Raw genomic sequence first — 21,854 nt, 5'->3', positions numbered from 1 at the left:
CACGGCCCCTCCTCACCGGGCCACTGCCGTGGCCGGGGTGCTACTTGTCGCCGATCCTGGAGCCGAGCGTGATGTCGACGGTGGTCGGCTTGCCGTCGCGCAGGTAGGTCAGCTTCACGGTGTCGCCGGGCTTGTACGTCCAGATCATGCTGATCAGGGTCGGGCCGCTGTCCACCGGCTTGCCGCCGAACTCGGTGATGATGTCGCCGGGCTTGAGTCCCGCCTTGCCCGCCGGACCGTTGGGGTCGACCAGCTCGTTGGCGGCCGCGCCCTGCTCGGAGATCTTCGCGCCCTCGGTCTTCGCCTGGAGGTCCACGGAGACCGAGATCACCGGGTAGACCGGCTTGCCCGTCTTGATCAGGGACTCGGCCACGTTCTTGGCCTGGTTGATCGGGATGGCGAAGCCGAGGCCGATGGAACCGGCCTGGCCGCCGCCGAAGCCGCCGTTTCCTGCGGACTGGATGGCGGAGTTGATGCCGATCACGGCGCCGCGGCCGTCGAGCAGCGGACCGCCGGAGTTGCCCGGGTTGATCGAGGCGTCCGTCTGCAGCGCGCTCATGTACGAGTTCTTGCTGCCCGTGCCGTCACCGGAGGCGACCGGGCGGTTCTTGGCGCTGACGATGCCGGTGGTGACGGTGTTGGACAGGCCGAAGGGGGCGCCGATCGCGATCGTGGCGTCGCCGACCGCGACCTTGTCGGAGTCGCCGAGCGGCAGCGGCTTGAGGCCGGCCGGCGGGTTCTTCAGCTTGAGCACGGCGACGTCGTAGCCCTGGGCGCGGCCGACCACCTCGGCGTCGTACCGCTTGCCGTCGGAGAAGGTCGCGAAGAGCTTCCCGCCGTTCGCGGCGGAGGCCACCACGTGGTTGTTGGTGAGGATGTGTCCCTGCTGGTCGTAGACGAAGCCGGTGCCGGTGCCGCCCTCGCCGTCCCCGGCCGAGGCCTCGATGGTGACCACGCTGGGCAGGGCGCCCGCGGCGAGGCCGGCGATGGAGCCGGCCTCGCGCTTGAGGTCCTTCGGGGTGTTGGTCGCGCTGATCGTGGTCGAGCCGGTGCCGCTGTTGCTGCGTTCGGCGGCCCAGTAGCCGACGCTGCCGCCGATGCCGCCGGCGACGAGGGCCGCCACGAGCACGGCCGCGATCAGACCGCCCTTGCCCTTGGACTTCGGCGCGGGAGCGCCGTCGGTGGGGTGGACGCCCCAGACCGGGCCGCCGCCGCCCGCGCCCCCGGCGCCGTACGCCGGAACGGTGGGCGGCGGGGGCGGCCAGCCCTCGGCCGAGTGGGCGGCCGGAGCGGGTGCGTGGCCGTAGGCGGTGTCCTGGCCGTAGGCCGGGGTCTGGCCGTAGCCGGAAGCCTGCGCGGCGGGCGCGGGCGGAATCTGCTGGGTCGGCTCGCCGCCCGGCGCGGCCGTCGGCGGGAGCTGCTGGGTCACCGGCTCACCGGCGGCGGGCGCCGGAGCGGCGGCCGGTACGGCGGGGGGTGCGGCCGGCGGGGCCGGGGGGACCGGGGTGGTGTCCTGCGGGGCGTGGTCCGGCCGCGGCGCGGTGGCCGGCGCCGCCGTCTCGGAGCCCTGAGCAGGGGTTACGGACGGGGCCGCGGGGGGTGTGGGGGCCGCGGTGCCCTCGTTCTCGGTGCTCACAGCTCTCTCTCCTCGTCACACACAGCTGCAGAATCTGGCGATATCGATCCGGCTGAACGTTCGACGTGCCGTACAAGTTCCGAGGCAAAGTTTTTCCCATGCCCCGTCAGAGCACTGTAAGCCGGACCTGTGCATCTGCACCCATTCTTTATGTCCGGCATTTCGGATGCACTCGCAGGGCCGGACCTGGACCGCCGGGGGGCTGACGGTGGCACCATGACCCGGTGACCCACGCAATGCCGCGCACCATCCAGGTCGTCGCCCACCGCGGTGCTTCGGAGGACGCCCCCGAGCACACCCTGGCCGCGTACCGCAAGGCCATCGAGGACGGCGCGGACGCGCTCGAATGCGATGTCCGACTCACTGCCGACGGCCATCTGGTCCTGGTCCACGACCGCCGGGTGAACCGCACCTCGAACGGCCGTGGCGCCGTCTCCGCCCTGGAGCTGGCCGATCTCGCCGCCCTGGACTTCGGCTCCTGGAAGGACCGCGAGGAGTCCCCCGACTGGGACGCCGATCCGGAGCGCACCTCCGTCCTCACCCTGGAGCGCCTGCTGGAGCTGGTGTCGGACGCCGACCGGCCGGTACAGCTCGCGATCGAGACGAAGCACCCGACCCGCTGGGCCGGACAGGTGGAGGAGCGCCTCCTCCACCTGCTCAAGCGCTTCGGCCTGGACGCGCCGCCGGCCGAGGGCCCGCATCCGGTCCGCGTCATGAGTTTCTCCGCGCGCTCCCTGCACCGGGTGCGGGCCGCCTCGCCGACGGTCCCGACCGTGTACCTGATGCAGTTCATCTCACCGCGGATGCGCGACGGCCGGCTGCCGGCCGGGGCGACGATCGCCGGGCCCGGGATGCGGATCGTCCGCAACCACCCCGGCTACATCCGCAGACTCCAGGACGCTGGGCATTCCGTGCACGTATGGACAGTGAACGAACCGAAGGACGTTCAACTGTGCGCCGATATGGGGGTAGAAGCGATCATCACGAACAGACCTCGCCAGGTGCTGTCCCAACTGGGGCGCTGACGTCCCCATTTGCGCACCCGCCACCCCGGTCGCCCTCGTCACAGGGTGTGCTCCGGCGCATCCGCTCCGCATTCGGTCGGTGTGAATGCGTCGGAGCGGCCTGCCTGATCGGTTTCCGGTCCAGGCCAAAGGGGCATCCAGACCATGCGTGGGGCTAAGGAGGTTCCGGGGGTGGCGTTGGTGGTGGCACAGGAAGTGCCCACGTCGTCGTGCATGGACGTACGCCATGGTCCTGCGGGCGTGGGCGAGGCCAGGCACCGGATGCGCGAGCAATTGCGCATCAGCGGAGTGGCCGAATCGGTCGTGGACGATGCCGTACTGATCCTTTCCGAACTGCTCAGCAACGCTTGTCGACACGGCAGGCCGCTGGGTGCGCGGGAGGTCGGGGACGGGGAGATACGCGCCGCATGGCGCGTCGACAGCACGGGGCGGCTGACGGTCGAGGTCACGGACGGGGGTGGGCCGACCCGGCCTGTTCCTTCCACGCCCTCGGTCACCGCACGCGGCGGCCGGGGGCTGAACATCATCAGCGCCCTCGCCCAGGACTGGGGTGTCCGGGACGGAGCGGCGGGTGAGGTCACCGTCTGGGTGATCGTCGCCTGTGGGCCCCGGCACGAGGATTTCGCTACGCGCGTTGCGCCCCCGGCGATCGACTTCAGTGCGGCGTTCGACGATCTCGACGTGTGATTCAGGGATCCGCCAACGGGACCCCGTGGCATCGGGTCTGCGACGCCGGGACCCCCGACCGCATCCGCACAACCGCTCACCCTCAGCACAGCAGTACCGGTCTTCCGCACAGGCGGCCGTCCGGGAGCGCACGCCGACCGTGCTCCCGGCCGCACCCCACCGGTTCCGGCGGTACGAACGGCTAGGCTCGCGCCCAGACACGACGCCGTACCGCCGCAACCGGGAGACACGCACGATGGCCAAGAAGCGCCCCGCAGCCAAGTCCGCAAAGCCGCAGCTCGACAACGGTGAGATCCCCGTCGTCGGCGCACGCGAGCCCTGCCCCTGCGGATCCGGGCGCCGCTACAAGGCCTGCCACGGCGCGGCCGCCGCACACGCGGTCACCGAGCACGTCAGGCGTCCCTTCGAGGGCCTGCCGGGCGAGTGCGACTGGGTCGCGCTGCGCGAGCTGGTGCCCGCGGCCACCGTCCCGCTGTCGCTGAAGGGCGGCCTGCCGGAGGGCGTCCCCTCCGTCACGCTGGTGACCGTACTGCCCATGGCCTGGCCGGCGCTCCGCCGCGAGGACGGGTCCGTCCTGCTCGGCCTGCAGAACGAGACGTCCTCCGGGGACCTGAGCCGTGACATGGCCGACACCCTGGAGCGGGCGCTCGTTGCGGAGCCGGGAACTCCGGTCGCTGCCCGGCGGGTCAACGCCGAGGGGCCGCGACTTCAGGATCTCCTGGACGCCGACGGCGGTTTCGAGCCGGTTGTTCACAGCGGCTTCGAATTCTGGATTCCGGAGTCCGAGGGCGGCCAGAACGCCTCCCCGGAGATCGCCGCCTCGCTGGAGCGCGCGAACGCGGCCGCCATCCCCACCGTCAAGCTGACCGGCGTCGACGCCGCCTACTGGTGCGAGACGCCGGACAAGAACCACCTGCGCTGGGTCATGCCGCACCCCGAGGAGAAGCTGCTCGACGCCCTCGCGCGGCTGCACGCGGCCGGCACCTCCTCGCTGGGTGAGGGCACCAAGCTCGTCGGCTCCTTCCGCGCCCACGGGCTGATGGTCCCGGTCTGGGACCTGCCGACCGGAGTGAGCGCCGACGACGTCGAGAAGCCGGCGGCGGAGTTCGCCGAGCGGCTGGCCAGGGCACTGGCGACGGACGCTCCGCTGACCACCGAGGAGCGCCGGGCGCGCGGGGGTCTCACCAACCGCCAGGTGACCCTCAGCTGACGCCACGCGCACGCGCGCAGCCGGTGACCGGAGTCACAACTCCCGCTAATCGTCTGCAAATCGGTGTCTGAATATCAGAGATCGAATTTGCGAACAGGCGATCTCTTGTTACCGTTCTTGTAGCCCGGTCGCTGGTGCATCCCCCGTCGCCAGCGACCGGGCCCTTCCATTTATGGCGGTGGTCAACCGTCACCCGGTGCCGGTGAGTTGCTTCCGGACCGCAGAAGCAGCGGCCCTTCATCATCCGGAACTGCAAACTCCGCAACGGCGGAGTAACTCTCCGGTTCCCCGGCCGAGTCCTCCTTCGGCGTCTCGCACAGACCGGGCTCGTCGCCCGCGCCGACCGCGCAGCGGATCTGCACCGTGCGCCCGGCCGGGCCCATCACCGTCAGCACGGCGTCCAGGGCACGACCACTCGTGTTCCGGTAGTAACTCCTGCCCCACGTCCGGCCTTCGGCCACCAGCACGCAGGTCTGCGCCTCCAGCCCCTGGGGAGAGGACAGCTCGGGCCCGCACCGGGAATCCGTACGGGGCTGCTCCGCCGGGCCCGGCTGCCCGGCGGCGGGCGCCGCCGCACGGGCGGCCGGCGCGGAAGCCGTGGAGGCCGGTTCCGAAAGGCCGAGGGTCCTGAACAGGCCGCCGCCCTTTCCGTCGTCCTGACCGGCAAAATCAGGCCCGGCGATCGCGCCGGCGAGCGGGAGCGACAAGATGATCAGCACACCGGCGCCGATACCGATCAGGCGGAGATTCATTCGCCGAAGATAGCGATGCGGGAAAGGGGCGCGGAGATGCCCGCGCCCAATTCCCTTGGAAACTCGCCCCGCTGGCACCCGTACGAGTGACCCTGCGGGCCCCGCAGATCAGTACGCGAGCCGGCTGCCGCCGCCGGGCGCGCCGCTGCTCGCTTCGACCAGTGCGTCCACGACCGCCTCGACGTCGGGCAGCCAGAGCCGCGTCCCCGGGGCCCGCGACGGCCGCGCAGCCGACAGCCTCTGCTCCGCCGGGCATGGCGGCAGCGGACGCGGTTCGCGCTCCCAGCGCACGTGACCACCGCTGGAGGCGGCCGAGGGCGGCAGCAGCAGGTAGCCGCCCTCGCCGTGGAACCGCAGCGAGGAGGGCACGTGGTCCTTGGCGTAGAGGAGCTCCCCGAGCCGCTCCAGGGAGTAGGGCGCGACCAGTAGCGCCCACCGGGTGGGCGTGGCGACGACCGGCCCGAGCCGCAGGCCCTGCGCGTCCAGCCGGACGAGCGCCCGTGCGGCCGCGCCGGCCGGGAGGCTCACCGCGCACGGGGCGGAACCGCCGGTCGCCATCAGGACGGGTGCGGTGGGCCGGTTGGTCCACCACCAGGCCACCATCCGGGGGTCGGTGGAGGCGGCGAGCAGACCCGGATCGAAGGGATGGGCACCCGGGACGGCGCAGTCGGGGTCGGGGCAGGCGCAGCGCGACCCGTCCGTACCGGACCGGCCGACGCCGGGCAGGACGGGCCACTGCCAGGTGGTGGCGCAGGTGAGCGCCGCATCGAGGAGAGCGGACGTGCCGTCGCTGCGCACCCGGACGGGGCGCAGGGATTGCAAGCGATCGCGGAGCCGCTGGAGACGCCTTCCGAGGATCTCGCGCATGAGCGCTCGTCCTTTCCGTTGAACGCCGAGGGCCACATCACACCATGTAACCGGTGACTCACCACACGTACATGTTTCGCGTCACTGTCCGGCAGGGGCAGGTGCACACGGTTCGTGCAGTTTCTTACGGGTCCATCAAACGTCCGGCGGGGATGGAGCGCGACCCGCGCCGACTGCCGAGACCGGCTGCCGTCACTGAGGACGACGGCCCGCGACCGAGTGGTTCCCGGTACGCCAACTGACCTCGGCCACCACCGAGTACGTACCCGACCCCCCTGCGGAGCTCGTCCAGTCGACCTCAAAAACCGACGGCTTCCGGCTTTTTCCGGCCAAGTTCTAGCCTTGGCCCGACGGTGAGTTGCCGCCTCACGGACACCAGGATTCCCACCTGGGCAATGCTGGACATGCATCCACGTGTGCGTGTAGATGTGGATTCCTTGATGGCGGCGCAGCACGATCTGGGGGTTTGCGATGCTATTTGGCGAATCGCACCAGGTGGAAAGGCGGACGCCATGAGCGCCCCGCATCTGCCGAAAGTGGCTGGAATCGATCCGGCAGTTACCGCGCCACCGCACACTGCGGCGCCCGCAACCGCCCGGACCGCCCCCGCACCGGCTCCCCCGCCGGCACCGGGAAGCCTCATCCAGGACCGCCTGGCGGGCATGGTCTCGGACCTCACTACGCTGCACGAGCTCACCGAACGGCTCGCCCGCGCCGACGACCTCGACAGCTCCCTCCATGAATTCCTGCGCGCCGGGGCCGCGCTCGTCGGCGCCCGCCGCGGCCTGATCGTCCTGGAGCCGTCCGACGGGCTCGGCCCCACCACCACAATCGGCCTCGGCCTCGGCCACGCCGAACTGGGCCACATCGAGACCGTGCCGCGCAGTGCGACCTCCTACGGACGCATCCTCGACGGGCTGCCCGACGCCCAGGGCGGCTCCGAGGTCCTCCCCGAACCGGACGCGCCCCCCGGAACCGGCGGGTTCGCCGCCCCCGTGGACCCCCGGCACCGCGAGGTCGCCGCCCGGCTCGGCTACGCCGCCAGCTACGCGCTCCCGCTGACCGCCGAGGCCACCGGCCGACTCGGCGCGGCCGTATGGCTCTACGACGAGCAGGCCGAGCCGAACGACCGCCAGCGCGACCTCGCCGGACTGTACGTACGGCAGGCCGCCGAGCACCTGGCCCGGATGCTGGAGGTGGAACGATCCCGCACCCACCTGGCCACGGTCGCGGAAGAGCTGCTGCCCAGCCGGCTCCCCCGGATCCCCGGGGTGCAGCTCGCGGCCCGCCACCACACGGGCCCCCGCGGCGGAGGCGACTGGTACGACGCGCTGCCGCTGCCCGAAGGGGCGCTGGGACTGGCCGTCGGCTCCGTCACCGGCTCCGGCCCGAGCGCCGTGGCCGCCATGGGCCGGCTGCGCGCGTCGCTGCGCGCCTACGCCGTGATGGAGGGCGAGGACCCGGTGGCCGTCCTGTCCGACCTGGAACTGCTGCTGCGGCTGACCGAGCCGGCCCGCTGCGCCACCGCCCTCTTCGCCTACTGCGAACCCGCCTCGGGCCCCCGACCCGACGGCCGGGGCAGCACGATCGTCCTGGCCGGTGCGGGACACGCCCCGCCGCTGCTCATCGGCGAGCACCGCACCGAGTACGTCGAGACCTCGCTCTCCGCCCCGCTGGGCATGCTGTCCTGCTGGGAGGCGCCCAGCATGGAGATCGAACCCGCACCCGGAGAAACGGTGCTGCTCTACACGGAGGGGCTGCTGCGCCACACCGGGGACGCCATGGACCGGGCGTACGCACGGCTGCACGCCGCCGCCGCCGGTGCGCCCCGGGCCGCCCGCGAGGACCCCGCGGCCCTGTGCGACCACATCCTGCGCACCGTGCTGCCCGACGGCCGGCCGACCGACGCCCCGGAGGACATCGTGCTGCTCGCAGCGCGCTTCGAGTGATCCGCCGCGGGGCCCGGACCGTGACAATCCGCATGATCCGGACCACGCCTTTCCCGTACACGCATACGATGGACGAGGTCCCCACCCAGGTCCGTACCGTCGTAGCTGAGGAGAAGACGTGGCTGACGAGCTCACCCCGGAGACCCCGGAAGAAGAGCAGCCCCAGAAGACGCACAAGCAGCGCAAGAACGGTCTGTACCCGGGCGTCAGCGACGAACTCGCCGAGAACATGCGCACGGGTTGGGCCGACACCGAGCTGCACGGCCTGGAGCCGATCGCGCAGGCCGCGCACACCGCCGCCCGGCGTGCCGCGCTGTCCGAGCGCTTCCCCGGCGAGCGCCTGGTGATCCCCGCGGGACGTCTGAAGACCCGCTCGAACGACACCGAGTACCCCTTCCGCGCCTCGACCGAGTACGCGTACCTGACCGGCGACCAGACCGAGAACGGCGTCCTGGTCCTGGAGCCGACCGGCGCGACCGGGCACACCGCGACCATCTACCTGCTGCCGCGCTCCGACCGGGAGAACGGCGAGTTCTGGCTCTCCGGCCAGGGCGAGCTGTGGGTCGGCCGCCGCCACTCCCTCGCCGAGGCCGAGCAGCTCCTGGGCATCCCCGCGAAGGACGTCCGCGAACTCGCCGAGGCCCTCACCGAGGCCGAGGGCCCGGTCCGCAACGTGCGCGGCCACGACGCGGTCATCGAGGCGGCCCTCACCGACAAGGTGACCAAGGAGCGCGACGAGGAACTGCGCGTCTACCTCTCCGAGGCCCGTGCGGTGAAGGACGCGTTCGAGATCGGCGAGCTGCAGAAGGCCGTCGACTCCACCGTCCGCGGCTTCGAGGATGTCGTGAGGGTCCTCGACAAGGCCGAGGCGACGTCCGAGCGCTACATCGAAGGCACCTTCTTCCTGCGCGCCCGCGTCGAGGGCAACGACGTCGGCTACGGCTCGATCTGCGCCGCGGGCGCGCACGCCTGCACCCTGCACTGGGTCCGCAACGACGGCGCCGTCCGCTCCGGGGACCTGCTGCTGCTCGACGCCGGGGTGGAGACCCACTCCCTCTACACCGCCGACGTCACGCGCACGCTGCCGATCAGCGGCACGTACACCGACATCCAGCGCAAGATCTACGACGCGGTCTACGAGTCGCAGGAAGCCGGCATCGCCGCCGTCAAGCCGGGTGCCAAGTTCCGCGACTTCCACGACGCCTCGCAGCATGTGCTGGCCGAGAAGCTCGTCGAGTGGGGTCTGCTGGAGGGTCCGGTCGAGCGCGTCCTGGAACTCGGCCTGCAGCGCCGCTGGACCCTGCACGGCACCGGCCACATGCTCGGCATGGACGTCCACGACTGCGCCGCAGCGCGCACCGAGGCGTACGTCGAGGGGACGCTGGAGCCGGGCATGTGCCTGACCGTCGAGCCGGGTCTCTACTTCCAGGCCGACGACCTGACCGTGCCCGAGGAGTACCGGGGCATCGGCGTGCGGATCGAGGACGACATCCTGGTCACCGAGGACGGCAACCGGAACCTGTCGGCCGGCCTGCCCCGCACCTCCACCGACGTCGAGGCCTGGATGGCCCGCCTGAAGGGCTGACGTCCGCGCCGGAGCGCTGCGCGGTGGGCGGGATCCCCTGGCGGGGTCCCGCCCACCGGCGCATCGGCCTCCTAGGACACCTTCAGCAGGGCGCCGTCACGCCACTTGAGCATCTTGTCGAAGCTCACCACGGCTCCGCGGCCGGGCCGGTTGCCGAAGAGGGCGTGGTCGGAGAGCTCGGCGATCAGGTGCAGGCCCCGGCCGTGCTCGGCCAGGGCGGGTCTGCGATGGGCCGCCGTGGCGGCCGGGAAGCCCGGCCCCGAGTCGGTCACCTCGATCCGGCAGCAGTCCCCGTCCAGGTAGGCCGTGACGTGATACGCCTCGGTCCCCTCCGGGACGTCTCCGCCCCCGCCGTGCTCCACCGCGTTCGCACAGGCCTCGGTCAGCGCCACCGAGAGGTCGAAGGAGATGTCCGGGTCCACCCCCGCGGTCTCCATCGTCCCCAGCAGCAGTCGCCTGGCGAGCGACACGCTCGCGGCTTCGCGCCTCAAGTGGAGAGACCACCAGATGCTCATACGGTTACCTATTGCCGCCCGCGAGGGGCCGTAAGCGCCCTTCGGCCGTCCGGGGCGCCATTGCGCCCGTCCGGCGGATGCAGTTCCCGGGGCAGCGGTGTATGCGGTGGGCGTGCGGCGGGGGGAGCTGCAGAGGGCTGGCGGGGCCCTGCGGGATCAGGCGCAGAGTGGGCCGATGCGGACCTTCCGGACCTGCCGTATGGACGGCACAACGGCAGTGCGATGATGACCCGGCCATGTCCGACCCCCACGCGACGCACGCCGGAGCCGACCTCCGGCTGATCCGGGCCGCGGTGTTCACCGCGGTCTGTGTCGTGCTGTCCGGGGCCGGGCACGCGCTGGCGTCCTGCGCCACCGTGCCCTGGTGGTCCCTGTGCATCGGTTTCCTCGCCGTCTTCGCGATCGCGGCCCCGCTTGCGGGCCGGCGCCGGACCCTGCCCGGCCTCGCCGCCGGGCTCACCGCCGGGCAGCTCTCCCTGCATGCCCTCTTCGGGCTCGGCCAGCACACCGCGGCGGCCACCCGGGCGCCCGGCGGCACCTCCGACGCCTCGCTCGCGGAACTGGCCGCCCGACTGGTGTGCGGGGGCAACTCGGTACCGCTGAGCCCGGCCGACGCCCGTCGGATCCTGGAGTCCGCGGGCCTGGACCCGGACGCCCTGGCCGGGCAGGTCGCGGAGCAGGGCCACGGCGCCCACGGACACCTGGCCCGGGCCGTGACCACCGCCCCCGAGACCGGTCTGCTCAGCCCGTCCATGCTGCTCGGCCACCTGCTGGCGGCGCTCGTCGCAGGCTGGCTCCTCGGCCGCGGCGACGCTGCGCTCTCCCGGCTCGTCGAACTGTCCCGGCTCAGCGCCGAGGTCGCTCCGATGCGCCCGCTGCGTGTTGCACTGGCCTTCGTGCGGGTCCTCGGCGCCGGACTCGGCGCACCCTCCCGCACCCCGCGGACCGGCCGCCGGAGCGGGACCGACCCCGCGGCCTCCACGGGGCGAGAAGCACTCCAGCACACGGTGATCCGCCGTGGGCCGCCCGCGGCGTTCGCCCTCGCAGCCTGACGCGGCAACCACTCCCCGGGAACGCACCCGGGAGCACCGGTGCCGCGTACTCCGCGCGCGCCCGTGCGCGGAGCAACCGCCACCCTGCTTCCGTGGAGTGTTTCTGCCATGAAGACCTCTCGCGTCTCCTTCGCCGCCGCCGTCGCCGCCGGCTCCGTCCTCGTCCTCTCGGGCCCGGCCTTCGCACACGTCGGTGTGCAGCCGATCGGTGAAGCGGCCAAGGGCGGCTACGCGACGCTCAACTTCAAGGTCCCCAACGAGCGCGACAACGCCTCGACCACCCAGCTCGAGGTCAACTTCCCGGTCGACCAGCCCCTCACGTCCGTCATGCCGCAGGAGGTCCCCGGCTGGACCGTGAACGTCGAGAAGACCAAGCTCGACAAGCCGCTCACCGTGCACGGCAGGCAGGTGGGCGAGGTCGTCACCAAGGTGACGTGGTCCGGCGGGAAGATCGGTCCGGGCATGTTCCAGCAGTTCCCGGTCTCCGTCGGCAAGCTCCCGGAGAACGCCGACCAGATGGTCTTCAAGGCGATCCAGACCTACGACAACAACGAGGTCGTGCGCTGGATCGAGGAGGCCGCGGAAGGTGCCCCGGAGCCGCAGACCCCGGCGCCCGTGCTGAAGCTGACCGCCGCGAAGGGCGACGACCACCACGCCGGCGGCGCGGCGGGCGAGGCGAAGAACGCCGGGGAGGACGCCGGAAAGAACGCGGGGCACGCCCACGAGGGCTCCGCCGACCAGGGCTCCGACACCACGGCGCGCGTCCTCGCCATCGCCGGCATCGTCGTCGGACTCGGCGGTGTCGCCTTCGGCGTCGCCTCACGCCGCCGCTCGGCCTGACGTGCGACGCCTGCGGGCGCTGTCGCTCCCTACCTCCCCAGCATCCCCACATCCCCGATCCCAGGGACATCTCTCCATGCGCACCACACGTGTGACGGCCGCCGCGCTCCTTGCCGCTGCCGTACTCACCCTCACCGCCTGCAGCGGCGACGAACCCGCCAAGAGCAGCGGGATCACCCAGATCTCCGGCGGCCAGAGCGGCAACAAGGCCGCCACCGTCCTGGACCGCCCCTTCAACAAGCCGGAGCTCGTCCTGACGGACACCACCGGCAAGCCGTGGAACCTCAAGGAGCAGACCAAGGGCAGGCCGACGCTCATCTACTTCGGCTACACCAACTGCCCCGACGTGTGCCCGCTGACGATGAGCAACATCGCCGTCGCGAAGAAGGGCCTCCCCAAGGAGGACCAGGACAACCTCCGGGTCGTCTTCGTCACCACCGACCCCGAACGGGACACTCCCGAGTCCCTCGGCCCGTGGCTCAAGGCGCAGGACCCGTCCTTCATCGGACTCACCGGGGACTTCGCGACCATCCAGGCCGCGGCCCGCACCCTCGGCATCGGCATCGACCCTGCGAAGAAGGAGGCGGACGGCAGCGTCGTCTCCATGCACGGCGCGCAGGTCATCGCGTTCTCGCCCAAGACCGACGAGGGCTACGTCCTCTACGGCGAGGGCACGAGCGTCGACGACTACGCCAAGGACCTGCCGAAGCTCATCAAGGGGGAGAACCCGTGAACGCCCGCACCACCCGCACCCTCGCCACCGCCCTCTCCCTGACGGCAGCACTCGCCATATCCGGTTGCTCCGGCGCCGGCGAGCCGAAGGTCAGCGTCACCGGCGCCTTCATGCCACAGCCGGTCAACGACAAGATGGCCGGCGGCTTCATGGTCATCGAGAACGGCTCCGGCACGGCCGACAAGCTCACCGGCGCCACGTCCCCGCTCTCGGACGATCTCCAGATCCACGAGACCAAGGACCAGAAGATGCAGCAGGTCCCCTCGATGGACGTGCCGGCGAACGGCGAGCTCCGGCTGGAGCGCGGCGGCAACCACATCATGTTCATGGGGCTGAAGAACACTCCCAAGGTGGGCGACAAGGTCACTGTCGAGCTCCGCTTCGAGAAGGCCGGCTCCGTCAAGGTCGAGCTGGACGTGAAGGAACGCACGTACAACGCGCAGGCTCCGACCTCCACGGGCCACAACGGCCACTGACCGATCGAGGACTGACACGCCATGACGGCCACCGCCCCCTCCACGGCCCGGGCCCGGGCCACGGCATTGCTGCCGCGGCTCGCGCTGGTCCTCGCAGCCCTGCTGGCGACCCTTTTCACCGCGGCCGCACCGGCCACGGCTCACGCCGCACTGACCGCGAGCGACCCCACGGACGGGGCGGTGGTCGCCACGGCACCCGCTCAGGTCACCCTGTCCTTCTCGGAGCAAGTGGCCATGGGTGACGATTCGATCCGCGTTCTCGACCCGCAGGGCCGGCGGGTGGACACCGGTGAGCTGCGCGACATGTGCAGCGGAAGCACCGTCCGCTATGGCACGGCCCTGCACTCCGGCCTGCCCCATGGCACCTACACGGTCGCGTGGCAGGCCGTCTCGGCCGACAGCCACCCGATCTCCGGCGCGTTCACCTTCTCCATCGGCGCGCCCTCGGCCACCGAGGTGTCCCTCCCCACGGCATCGGCGGGCGGTGGCCCCATGGGGATCGCCTACGGCATCGCCCGCTACGCCGCATACGCCGGCTTCACCGTCCTGGTGGGCGGTGCGGCCTTCGTCCTGCTGTGCTGGCGCCGCGGCGCCGCCGAGCGGCCGCTGCAGAAGCTCGTCGTCCGGGCCTGGGTCACCCTGACCACCGCCACTCTCGCGATGCTGGTACTCCGGACTCCGTACACGGGGTCGGGACGGTTCGCGGACGCCTTCGACCTGGACGGGCTCAGGGCGGTCCTGGAGACCAAGACCGGCGCGTCGCTGGTCTCCCGGCTTCTCCTGCTGGGTGCGGCTGCCCTCTTCGTCGCGGTCCTCTTCGGCGTGTACGCCCGCCGTCAGCAGCACCCGGTGACCGAGGAGGATGCCAAGGACACGAGCGATCTCACCTTCGGCCTGGCCATCGGGGGCGCCGTGATCTCCGGTGGTATCGCGGCGACCTGGGCCTTGTCCGAGCACGCATCCACCGGTATTCAGCCCGGCCTGGCCATGCCCGCCGACATCCTGCACCTGCTGGCTGTCGCCACGTGGCTCGGTGGCCTCTGTGCACTGCTCGTCGCCCTGCACAAGTCTTCCGGGATCGAGCGTTCGGCGGTCCGGCGGTTCTCCCGGGTCGCCTTCGTCAGCGTGGTGGTCCTGGCTGTCACCGGGGTGTACCAGGCCTGGCGGCAGACCGGCAGCTGGCCCGCCCTCACCGACACCGCATACGGGCGGCTGCTGCTCCTCAAGGTCGCCCTGGTGGCGGTCCTCCTGGGCGTGGCGTACCTGTCGCGGAAGTGGACCGCTCGTCTCTCCGACCTTCCTGCGGAGGCAGGCCTGCAGGCGGCCGCGGCTGCGGCCGACGATGTTTCACGTGAAACAGAGGCTGTTGTTTCACGTGAAACAGAGCCGGCTGCCGCCGTCGCTGTCCCCGCCGACCCGGAGCGGGCCGCCCAGCTGGCCCGGCAGCGGGCCGCCCTGGAAAACGCCCGCGAGAAGCGGATGCGCAACGCTGATCCCGACCGTGCGGGTCTGCGGCGCTCGGTCCTCGCCGAGGCAGCGATTGCCGTGGTCCTGCTTGTCGTGACCACGATCCTCACCAGCACCGAGCCCGGGCGTACCGTCGAGCGGGAGGCGGCCCGGGGCTCCGCCGCTCCTGCCGTCCCCGACCGCGCCGTGAAGATCACTCTGCCGTTCGACACACGCGGGCCGAACGGCAAGGGGTCCGTCCGGCTGGAGCTCGACCCGGGGCGGGTCGGCGCGAACACCCTCCACCTCTGGGCGGAGGGCGCCGATAGGCAGGGACCCCTCGACCTCCCTGAGATCAAAGTCGCCTTCACCCTGCCGGCCAAGGACATCGGCCCGCTGCCGGTCCTGCCCGACCGGGCCGGCCCCGGCCACTGGACCGCATCCGGCGTCCAACTGCCGCTGGCCGGCGAATGGCGCATCGACGTGACCGTCCGTACGTCCGACATCGACCAAACCACCGTCCAGAAGACCGTGAAGATCGGCTGACCAGCGTGACCGAGAGCAACCCCGACATCGAGATCTCCCGTCGCCGACTGCTGGGTACAGTCGGCGCCGCGGGCGCCGCCGGCCTGGCCCTCGGCGGCGCAAGCGGCGCCCTCGCACACTCCGCGCTGACGGGCTCCGGGACCGGTTCCGCGACCGGAGCGGCAGGGAGCCTCTCCTCCCTCGGAGCCACCCGGGTGGCGTTCGAAGGGGACCACCAGGCCGGCATCACCACGCCCCTGCAGGCCAAGGGACACGTCGTCGCCTTCGATCTGGCCGGCGGAGCAGGCCGCGCAGAGGCTGCCGCCCTGCTGCGCCGCTGGTCCGACACCGCGCGGCGGCTCATGGCGGGCGAGACCGCCCCGACCGCCGACAGTGGTATCGCCCTCGACGCCGGGCCGTCCTCCCTCACCGTCACCTTCGGCTTCGGACACTCCTTCTTCGAGCGCACGGGGCTCAGCGCGCACCGGCCCACCGCCCTCGACCCACTGCCGGACTTCTCCTCCGACCGGCTCGACCCCCGGCGCAGCAACGGCGATCTCTGGGTCCAGATCGGCGCGAACGACGGCCTCGTCGCCTTCCATGCGCTGCGCGCGCTGCAGAAAGACGCCGGGGACGCCGCACGCGTGCGCTGGCAGATGAACGGCTTCAACCGGTCCCCCGGCGCCACCAGCACTCCGATGACCGCCCGCAACCTCATGGGGCAGGTCGACGGCACCGGAAACCCCAAGCCCTCCGAGCCCGACTTCAACCAGCGGATCTTCGTGCCCGCCGCAGGCCCCGGCCCCGCCGAGCACGCCTGGATGGGCGGAGGCTCGTACGCCGTCGTGCGGCGCATCCGCATGCTCCTCGATGACTGGGACCAGCAGACCCTCGCCCAGCAGGAGCAGGTCATCGGCCGGACCAAGGCCACCGGCGCCCCGCTGACGGGCGGCGAGGAGACCACCGAGCTGGACTTGGACAAGATCGGCGGCGACGGCAGGCCCGTCATCGCGGCGAACGCCCATGCCCGGATCTCAGCACCAGAGCAGAACGGCGGGGCCGCCATGCTGCGTCGTCCCTTCTCCTTCCACGACGGGATCGGACCGGACGGTGCTCCCGACGCCGGTCTCCTGTTCATCTGCTGGCAGGCCGACCCGCTGCGCGGGTTCGTGCCCGTGCAGCGCAAGCTCGACCGCGGCGACGCGCTGTCGGCGTTCATCCGCCACGAGTCCAGCGGCCTGTACGCGGTACCGCCCGGACCGCGCAGCGGCGAGTACGTGGGGCAGCGGCTGCTCGAAGGGTGAACAGCACCGCGGCGGCCGCCACCCCGGCATTAGGCTGATCGCATGTCAGCCACCCGCTTCACGTATCTCGGTCCCGAGGGCACCTTCACGGAGGCCGCCCTGCGCACCCTGCCGGAAGCCGCGACCCGGGAGCTCGTCCCGATGGTGTCGGTCCCGGCCGCCCTGGACGCCGTGCGCAACGGTGAGGCGGCCGCTGCCCTCGTCCCGATCGAGAACTCGGTGGAGGGCGGCGTCACGGCCACCCTGGACGAGCTGGCCTCGGGCGAACCGCTCATGATCTACCGCGAAGTGCTCCTGCCCATCGCGTTCGCCCTGCTGGTGCGGCCGGGGACCGCCCTCTCGGACGTGAAGACCGTCACCGGGCACCCGGTCGCCCAGCCCCAGGTCCGTAACTGGCTGCGCGCGAACCTGCCCGACGCGGTGTGGGAATCGGCGGCGTCGAACGCCGACGGCGCCCGGCTGGTCCAGGAGGGCCGTTTCGACGCGGCCTTCGCGGGCGAGTTCGCCGCCGCGACCTACGGCCTCGTGCCGCTGGTCACCGAGATTCACGACGCCGAGAATGCGGAGACCCGGTTCGTGCTGGTGGGACGTCCCGCGCGGCCCGCCGCACCGACGGGCGCCGACAAGACGTCCGTCGTGCTGTGGCTCGGCGACGACCACCCCGGTGCGCTGCTGGAACTCCTCCAGGAGTTCGCGGTCCGCGGGGTGAACCTGATGCTGATCCAGTCCCGTCCGACCGGACAGGGCATCGGCAATTACTGCTTCGCCGTCGACGCGGAGGGCCACATCTCGGACCGGCGGGTCAGCGAAGCCCTCATGGGCCTCAAGCGCACCTGTCCGCACGTCCGCTTCCTCGGCTCGTACCCGCGTGCCGGCGTCGCTCAGGGTGACGTCCGCGCCCCTCGGGCCGGGACCACGGATGGCGACTTCACGGCTGCCTCCGACTGGCTGGCACGTTGCCTCGACGGCCGTGCGTAGCGGCGTCCACTGTCCACAGAGTTATCCACAGGCCCAGAGGGAGACCTGGGGACAAGTCGACAGAACGGCGCGACAAGGTCGACAAATCGGTCGAGTGGTCTCGGTTTCGCGTGGGGAAGCGGTAGGTGAACGGCGTCACCCCTGTATCACCAATCAACTCTTTGGGGCGAGCCATTCCCACCCGAATGAGTGTGTGAGGGCGGTTTGAACCCTGATTCACCTCGACCCTCCACCGATCAGGAATGATCTATTCCTGTATCCACAGAAGCAGCACACAGCCTGTGGATAAGCTCCCTGCGGTCACCATTCCTGTGGACAAGAAACCTTTGGAGCCTGCCCGGGAGGCCCGGGGGTCCGGCATTGTGCCCCTTTTCGGGGAATGAGCCCGCTTTTATTGACCTGCCGCCAAGGGTCACTTCCGGTCAGCGATCACGTCTTATCCATTCGTTGCAAACAGGACATAGCGACACGCAGCGTGATATGGGTGTGATCCCGAGAAGCCCAGCCCGGTAGCCTGGAGGGGTGATTGACCTCCGGCTGCTCCGTGAAGACCCTGACCGTGTCCGCGCCTCGCAGCGCGCTCGTGGAGAGGACGTCGAGCTCGTCGACGCCCTGCTCTCCGCCGACGAGCGCCGCAGGTCCTCTGGCATGCGCTTCGACGAACTGCGCAATGAGCAGAAGTCGCTCGGCAAGCTCGTCTCGAAGGCCTCCCCCGAGGAGCGGGCGGAACTGCTGAAGAAGGCAGAGCAGCTCAAGCAGGACGTCAAGGCCGCCGAGGCCGAGCAGAACGAGGCCGACGAAGCCGCCAAGCGCCTTCTCCTCCAGCTGGGCAACATCGTCCACGAGGACGTGCCCGTCGGCGGCGAGGAGGACTTCACCGTCCTGGAGACGCACGGCACCATCCGGGACTTCGCCGCCGAGGGATTCGAGCCCAAGGACCACTTGGAACTCGGCGAGCTGCTCGGCGCCATCGACGTCGAGCGCGGCGCCAAGGTGTCGGGCTCGCGCTTCTACTACCTGACCGGTGTGGGCGCCCTCCTGGAGCTGGCGCTGGTCAACGCCGCCATCGCCCAGGCCACCGAGGCCGGCTTCATCCCGATGCTGACCCCAGCGCTGGTCCGCCCGCGCGCCATGGAGGGCACCGGTTTCCTCGGCCAGGCCGCGGAGAACGTCTACCACCTGGAGAAGGACGACTACTACCTGGTCGGCACCTCCGAGGTACCGCTCGCCGCCTACCACATGGACGAGATCATCGAGGGCGACCAGCTGCCGCTGCGCTACGCCGGGTTCTCCCCCTGCTTCCGCCGTGAGGCAGGTACCTACGGCAAGGACACCCGCGGCATCTTCCGCGTCCACCAGTTCGACAAGGTCGAGATGTTCTCGTACGTCGCACCGGAGGACGCCGAGGCCGAGCACCAGCGGCTCCTGGAGTGGGAGAAGCAGTGGCTGACCAGCCTGGAGCTGCCGTTCCAGGTGATCGACGTCGCCACCGGTGACCTGGGCGCCTCCGCCTCCCGCAAGTTCGACTGCGAGGCGTGGATCCCGACCCAGGGCAAGTACCGCGAGCTCACCTCCGCATCGAACTGCGACAGCTTCCAGGCCCGCCGCCTGTCGATCCGCTACCGGGACGGCAAGAAGACCCAGCCGCTGTCGACACTGAACGGCACCCTGTGCGCGGTGCCGCGCACGATCGTCGCGATCCTGGAGAACCACCAGCTGGCCGACGGTTCGGTACGGGTGCCCGAGGCGCTCCGTCCGTACCTCGGCGGCCGCGAGGTCCTGGAGCCGATCACCAAGTGAGCCCGGCCCCGTTCCCGTACAAGCTCGTCGCTACCGACCTCGACGGCACACTGCTGCGTAGCGACGGCACCGTCTCGGAACGCACCCGTGAGGCACTGCTCGCGGCCACCGCGGCGGGTGCGGCACACATCGTCGTCACCGGCCGCGCCGTGCCCTGGACCCGGCACATCCTGGACGACCTCGGTTACCAGGGGATAGCGGTGTGCGGGCAGGGCGCGCAGGTCTACGACGCCGGCGCGCACCGGCTGCTGACCTCGGTGACGCTGGACCGGCAGCTGGCCGGGCTGGCGCTGTCGAAGCTGGAGGCCGAGGTCGGTCCTCTGGCGCTGGCCGCCAGTCGGGACGGGGTGGACGGGGAGGTGCTGTTCGGCCCCGGCTACCAGGTGCAGGAGGGCCTCCCGGCCCTCTACCTGGAGGACACCGCCGCGGTGTGGACGGCTCCGCTCAACAAGCTCTACATCCAGCACCACGACCTGGACGACGACCAGCTTGTGAAGGTGGCGCGGGAGATCGTGGGCAGCCTGGTCGACGTCGTCATGGCGGGTCCCGGCATCGTCGAAATACTGCCGCTGGGCCTGACGAAGGCCACCGGCCTGTCCCTGGCCGCGCGCCGGCTGGGAGTGAAGGCGGCGGAGACGATCGCCTTCGGTGACATGCCGAACGACATCCCGATGTTCGGCTGGGCCGCCCGCGGGGTGGCCATGGCCGATGCCCATCCGGAGCTCAAGGCGGTGGCCGACGAAGTGACGACCTCCCACGAAGAGGACGGGATCGCGGTCGTGCTGGAGCGCCTGCTCGGCGCGGCGTAGCGCACAGGACGTACGGGAGGTCCGGGGCAGCCCGCGCCAGAAGGCGCGCTCGAAGTGGCTGCCCCGGACCTTTTGTTGCTCCCCGCACGACTCACTCTGCCCCGGCCCTAAGCCCCGTTACCAGCGATTTTCCACGCATCGGCGACCGAAGCATCAGGGCGCGGCCAGGGCGGAGGCGGAGGCGGACCAGTCACGTTCCCCCGTGCCACGGAGGCGCTGTTTCACGTGAAACAACGTCGCGGGTGAGCGGCCAGGCGAGCAGTCCTACGGCGAGCGCGATGGCGTGACCGAGGTCGGTGAAGGTACCGCCGGTGGCCAGTGGGATCCCGAAGAAGGCAAGGGCGCCGGTGAGGTAGAGCCACCGCCAAGGGTGGGGGAGCCGGTAGGTGAGGACGCCGATGGAGGCCGCGAGCCCGTAGCTGACGCCGATGTCCACGACGTGGGTCATGCTGCGGGGGGCGCGGTGGTCCTGGATGGCAGACAGGAGGACCTTCTGGCTGATCAGAGTGGCGACCACATGGGCGGTGGCCACGATCACGAACCAGCGCAGGGTTCCGAGCCAGCGTTCGACGGGTGCGTGGAACACCTCGAAGAGCACGGCGTACAGGGCCAGGGAGGCCGGGTTCACGATCCAGAACGCGCTGCTGATGAGCGCGCGGACGGGGTGCTGGACCAGCTGGTGGATATTGCTGCTGTTGCGGTGGAGCAGGACGCGGTCGACCTGGTCGGGGGCTGTCGCGACGATGACGCTGGTCACGGCGATGATCAACAGCCAGATGTGCGTTCCGGGCGAGGAACGTATCCAGGACCGCAGGGGCCGGGACGGCTCCGGGTCGGTTCGCTCGCTCATGCACCGATGATGACCGGCAGAGCTGTGCCCCGCCCGGCAGGTGGGCCGGGCGGGGCACGGTTCGCGGGGGTAACGGCCGGGCCTACTCCTCGCCGGCCAGAGTGAGGCGTCGCAGCTTCTGGCCCGCGTAGGCGGTGGCTCCGACCGTGACGACGACCAGCAGGATCGACGCGGTGGGCAGACCCACCGTGGCGTCGACGTACCCCTCTCCGGCGACCTTTTCGGCCAGGGCCAGGGCCCACTGCTGGACGCTGAGGGTCTTGGCGCCCGAGACCAGGCTGCCGAAGAGCGACTCCCAGATCAGGGCGTAGACCAGGCCGAAGACGACCGCGTGCCGGCTGACGGTACCCAGCAGCAGGAACAGGGCGCTGTAGGCGATCGAGGCGACGAGCGCGGCAATCGTGTAGGCGACGGCGATCTGCTGGCCGTTGCCGTTGAGGATGAATCCGGCGATCAGGGTGGGGATGGCGGAGAAGGCCATGGTGACGGCGATGGCCACGATCAGCTTGGTCATGATGATCGTCGGACGCTTCACCGGCTTGGAGAGCAGGTAGACGATGGAGCCGTCGTCGATCTCGGGCCCGATGGCACCGGTGCCCGCGATGACACCGATCAGCGGGACCATGGTGGCGAGGGCGAAGCCGCCGAGGAGGTCGGCAGCCACCTTGTCGTCCACACCGACGAAGGCACGGACCACGGCGGCGATGACGATCAACAGGGCGGGCAGCGCGAAGAGGATCAGCGCGCGGCGCCGACCGAGCAGGGCCCGGTAGGTGAGCCGGGCGACGGTGGGGTTGTACATGGGTGCCAGCTCC

At 71.0% G+C, this 21,854-nt stretch carries 20 protein-coding genes; 14 read left to right on the top strand and 6 right to left on the bottom strand.

Annotated features, from left to right (window positions below; translation table 11 throughout):
- Positions 1–40: 40 nt before the first annotated feature.
- Positions 41–1,636, bottom strand: a complete 1,596-nt coding sequence (locus IF89_RS0106860; protein ID WP_030762708.1) for a S1C family serine protease — start codon at positions 1,634–1,636, stop codon at positions 41–43.
- 236 nt (positions 1,637–1,872) lie between these two features.
- On the opposite strand from IF89_RS0106860, the gene IF89_RS0106855 reads away from it, so the two are divergent.
- The 3 genes from IF89_RS0106855 (at position 1,873) to IF89_RS0106845 (ending at position 4,558) form a co-directional block, all read left to right on the top strand.
- Entirely contained in the window at positions 1,873–2,661 is a 789-nt protein-coding gene (locus IF89_RS0106855) for a glycerophosphodiester phosphodiesterase (protein WP_199820473.1), read from the top strand.
- Positions 2,662–2,832: 171 nt separating this feature from the next.
- Complete coding sequence (locus IF89_RS0106850; RefSeq protein ID WP_030762703.1) at positions 2,833–3,348, top strand: ATP-binding protein; 516 nt, start codon at positions 2,833–2,835, stop codon at positions 3,346–3,348.
- A gap of 235 nt (positions 3,349–3,583) precedes the next feature.
- A complete protein-coding gene (locus tag IF89_RS0106845; protein ID WP_030762700.1) occupies positions 3,584–4,558 on the top strand; it encodes a DUF5926 family protein in 975 nt (324 codons plus the stop codon).
- 182 nt (positions 4,559–4,740) lie between these two features.
- Here the strand turns inward: IF89_RS0106845 and IF89_RS0106840 are convergent, their stop codons facing one another.
- Positions 4,741–5,310, bottom strand: coding sequence for a hypothetical protein (locus IF89_RS0106840; RefSeq protein ID WP_043193181.1), 570 nt, complete (start codon positions 5,308–5,310; stop codon positions 4,741–4,743).
- 108 nt (positions 5,311–5,418) lie between these two features.
- Complete coding sequence (locus IF89_RS0106835; RefSeq protein ID WP_030762695.1) at positions 5,419–6,177, bottom strand: bifunctional DNA primase/polymerase; 759 nt, start codon at positions 6,175–6,177, stop codon at positions 5,419–5,421.
- A 395-nt stretch (positions 6,178–6,572) separates the two neighbouring features.
- Between IF89_RS0106835 and IF89_RS0106830 the strand changes: the two genes are divergently transcribed.
- A complete protein-coding gene (locus IF89_RS0106830; RefSeq protein WP_078628134.1) occupies positions 6,573–8,126 on the top strand; it encodes a PP2C family protein-serine/threonine phosphatase in 1,554 nt (517 codons plus the stop codon).
- A 118-nt stretch (positions 8,127–8,244) separates the two neighbouring features.
- Positions 8,245–9,711: an aminopeptidase P family protein gene (locus tag IF89_RS0106825; RefSeq protein WP_030762690.1), complete on the top strand. Its 1,467-nt coding sequence runs from the start codon at positions 8,245–8,247 to the stop codon at positions 9,709–9,711.
- A 71-nt stretch (positions 9,712–9,782) separates the two neighbouring features.
- Here the strand turns inward: IF89_RS0106825 and IF89_RS0106820 are convergent, their stop codons facing one another.
- Positions 9,783–10,226, bottom strand: a complete 444-nt coding sequence (locus tag IF89_RS0106820; protein WP_030762686.1) for an ATP-binding protein — start codon at positions 10,224–10,226, stop codon at positions 9,783–9,785.
- A gap of 236 nt (positions 10,227–10,462) precedes the next feature.
- Here IF89_RS0106820 and IF89_RS0106815 point away from each other — a divergent pair, with 236 nt between their 5' ends.
- The 9 genes from IF89_RS0106815 to IF89_RS0106775 all read left to right on the top strand — a co-directional run bounded on the left by IF89_RS0106815 (position 10,463) and on the right by IF89_RS0106775 (position 20,189).
- Positions 10,463–11,278, top strand: a complete 816-nt coding sequence (locus tag IF89_RS0106815; protein WP_030762683.1) for a hypothetical protein — start codon at positions 10,463–10,465, stop codon at positions 11,276–11,278.
- 108 nt (positions 11,279–11,386) lie between these two features.
- A complete protein-coding gene (locus IF89_RS0106810; protein WP_030762681.1) occupies positions 11,387–12,118 on the top strand; it encodes a YcnI family protein in 732 nt (243 codons plus the stop codon).
- Between the two features lie 76 nt (positions 12,119–12,194).
- The gene (locus tag IF89_RS0106805) at positions 12,195–12,851 is read left to right on the top strand and encodes an SCO family protein (RefSeq protein WP_030762674.1); all 657 of its coding nucleotides are present in this window, start codon (positions 12,195–12,197) and stop codon (positions 12,849–12,851) included.
- Positions 12,848–13,327 (top strand): copper chaperone PCu(A)C, encoded by a 480-nt coding sequence (locus IF89_RS0106800; protein WP_030762670.1) that lies wholly within the window; start codon positions 12,848–12,850, stop codon positions 13,325–13,327. Before IF89_RS0106805 ends, IF89_RS0106800 begins: the two co-directional genes overlap by 4 nt.
- Before the next feature lie 21 nt (positions 13,328–13,348).
- On the top strand, positions 13,349–15,319 hold the full coding sequence (locus IF89_RS0106795; RefSeq protein WP_030762669.1) for a copper resistance CopC/CopD family protein: 1,971 nt from the start codon (positions 13,349–13,351) through the stop codon (positions 15,317–15,319).
- Positions 15,316–16,602, top strand: a complete 1,287-nt coding sequence (efeB, locus tag IF89_RS0106790; RefSeq protein WP_420706887.1) for an iron uptake transporter deferrochelatase/peroxidase subunit — start codon at positions 15,316–15,318, stop codon at positions 16,600–16,602. Before IF89_RS0106795 ends, efeB begins: the two co-directional genes overlap by 4 nt.
- A gap of 42 nt (positions 16,603–16,644) precedes the next feature.
- Entirely contained in the window at positions 16,645–17,580 is a 936-nt protein-coding gene (gene pheA, locus IF89_RS0106785; RefSeq protein WP_030762663.1) for a prephenate dehydratase, read from the top strand.
- 522 nt (positions 17,581–18,102) lie between these two features.
- On the top strand, positions 18,103–19,380 hold the full coding sequence (gene serS, locus IF89_RS0106780; RefSeq protein ID WP_030762661.1) for a serine--tRNA ligase: 1,278 nt from the start codon (positions 18,103–18,105) through the stop codon (positions 19,378–19,380).
- Positions 19,377–20,189 carry an HAD family hydrolase gene (locus tag IF89_RS0106775; protein ID WP_030762659.1) on the top strand — a complete coding sequence of 271 codons (813 nt, stop codon included), beginning with the start codon at positions 19,377–19,379 and terminating at the stop codon, positions 20,187–20,189. The genes serS and IF89_RS0106775 overlap by 4 nt, the downstream gene beginning before the upstream one ends.
- A gap of 190 nt (positions 20,190–20,379) precedes the next feature.
- Here the strand turns inward: IF89_RS0106775 and IF89_RS0106770 are convergent, their stop codons facing one another.
- Entirely contained in the window at positions 20,380–21,039 is a 660-nt protein-coding gene (locus tag IF89_RS0106770) for a rhomboid-like protein (RefSeq protein ID WP_030762658.1), read from the bottom strand.
- 82 nt (positions 21,040–21,121) lie between these two features.
- A complete protein-coding gene (locus IF89_RS0106765; protein WP_030762657.1) occupies positions 21,122–21,841 on the bottom strand; it encodes an ABC transporter permease in 720 nt (239 codons plus the stop codon).
- Positions 21,842–21,854: the final 13 nt, after the last annotated feature.

The organism is Streptomyces sp. NRRL F-2664, assembly GCF_000719345.1.
Classification (GTDB): domain Bacteria; phylum Actinomycetota; class Actinomycetes; order Streptomycetales; family Streptomycetaceae; genus Streptomyces.
The sequence above is the reverse complement of the archived record's forward strand: the minus strand, read 5'-3'. Positions and strand labels throughout refer to the sequence as shown.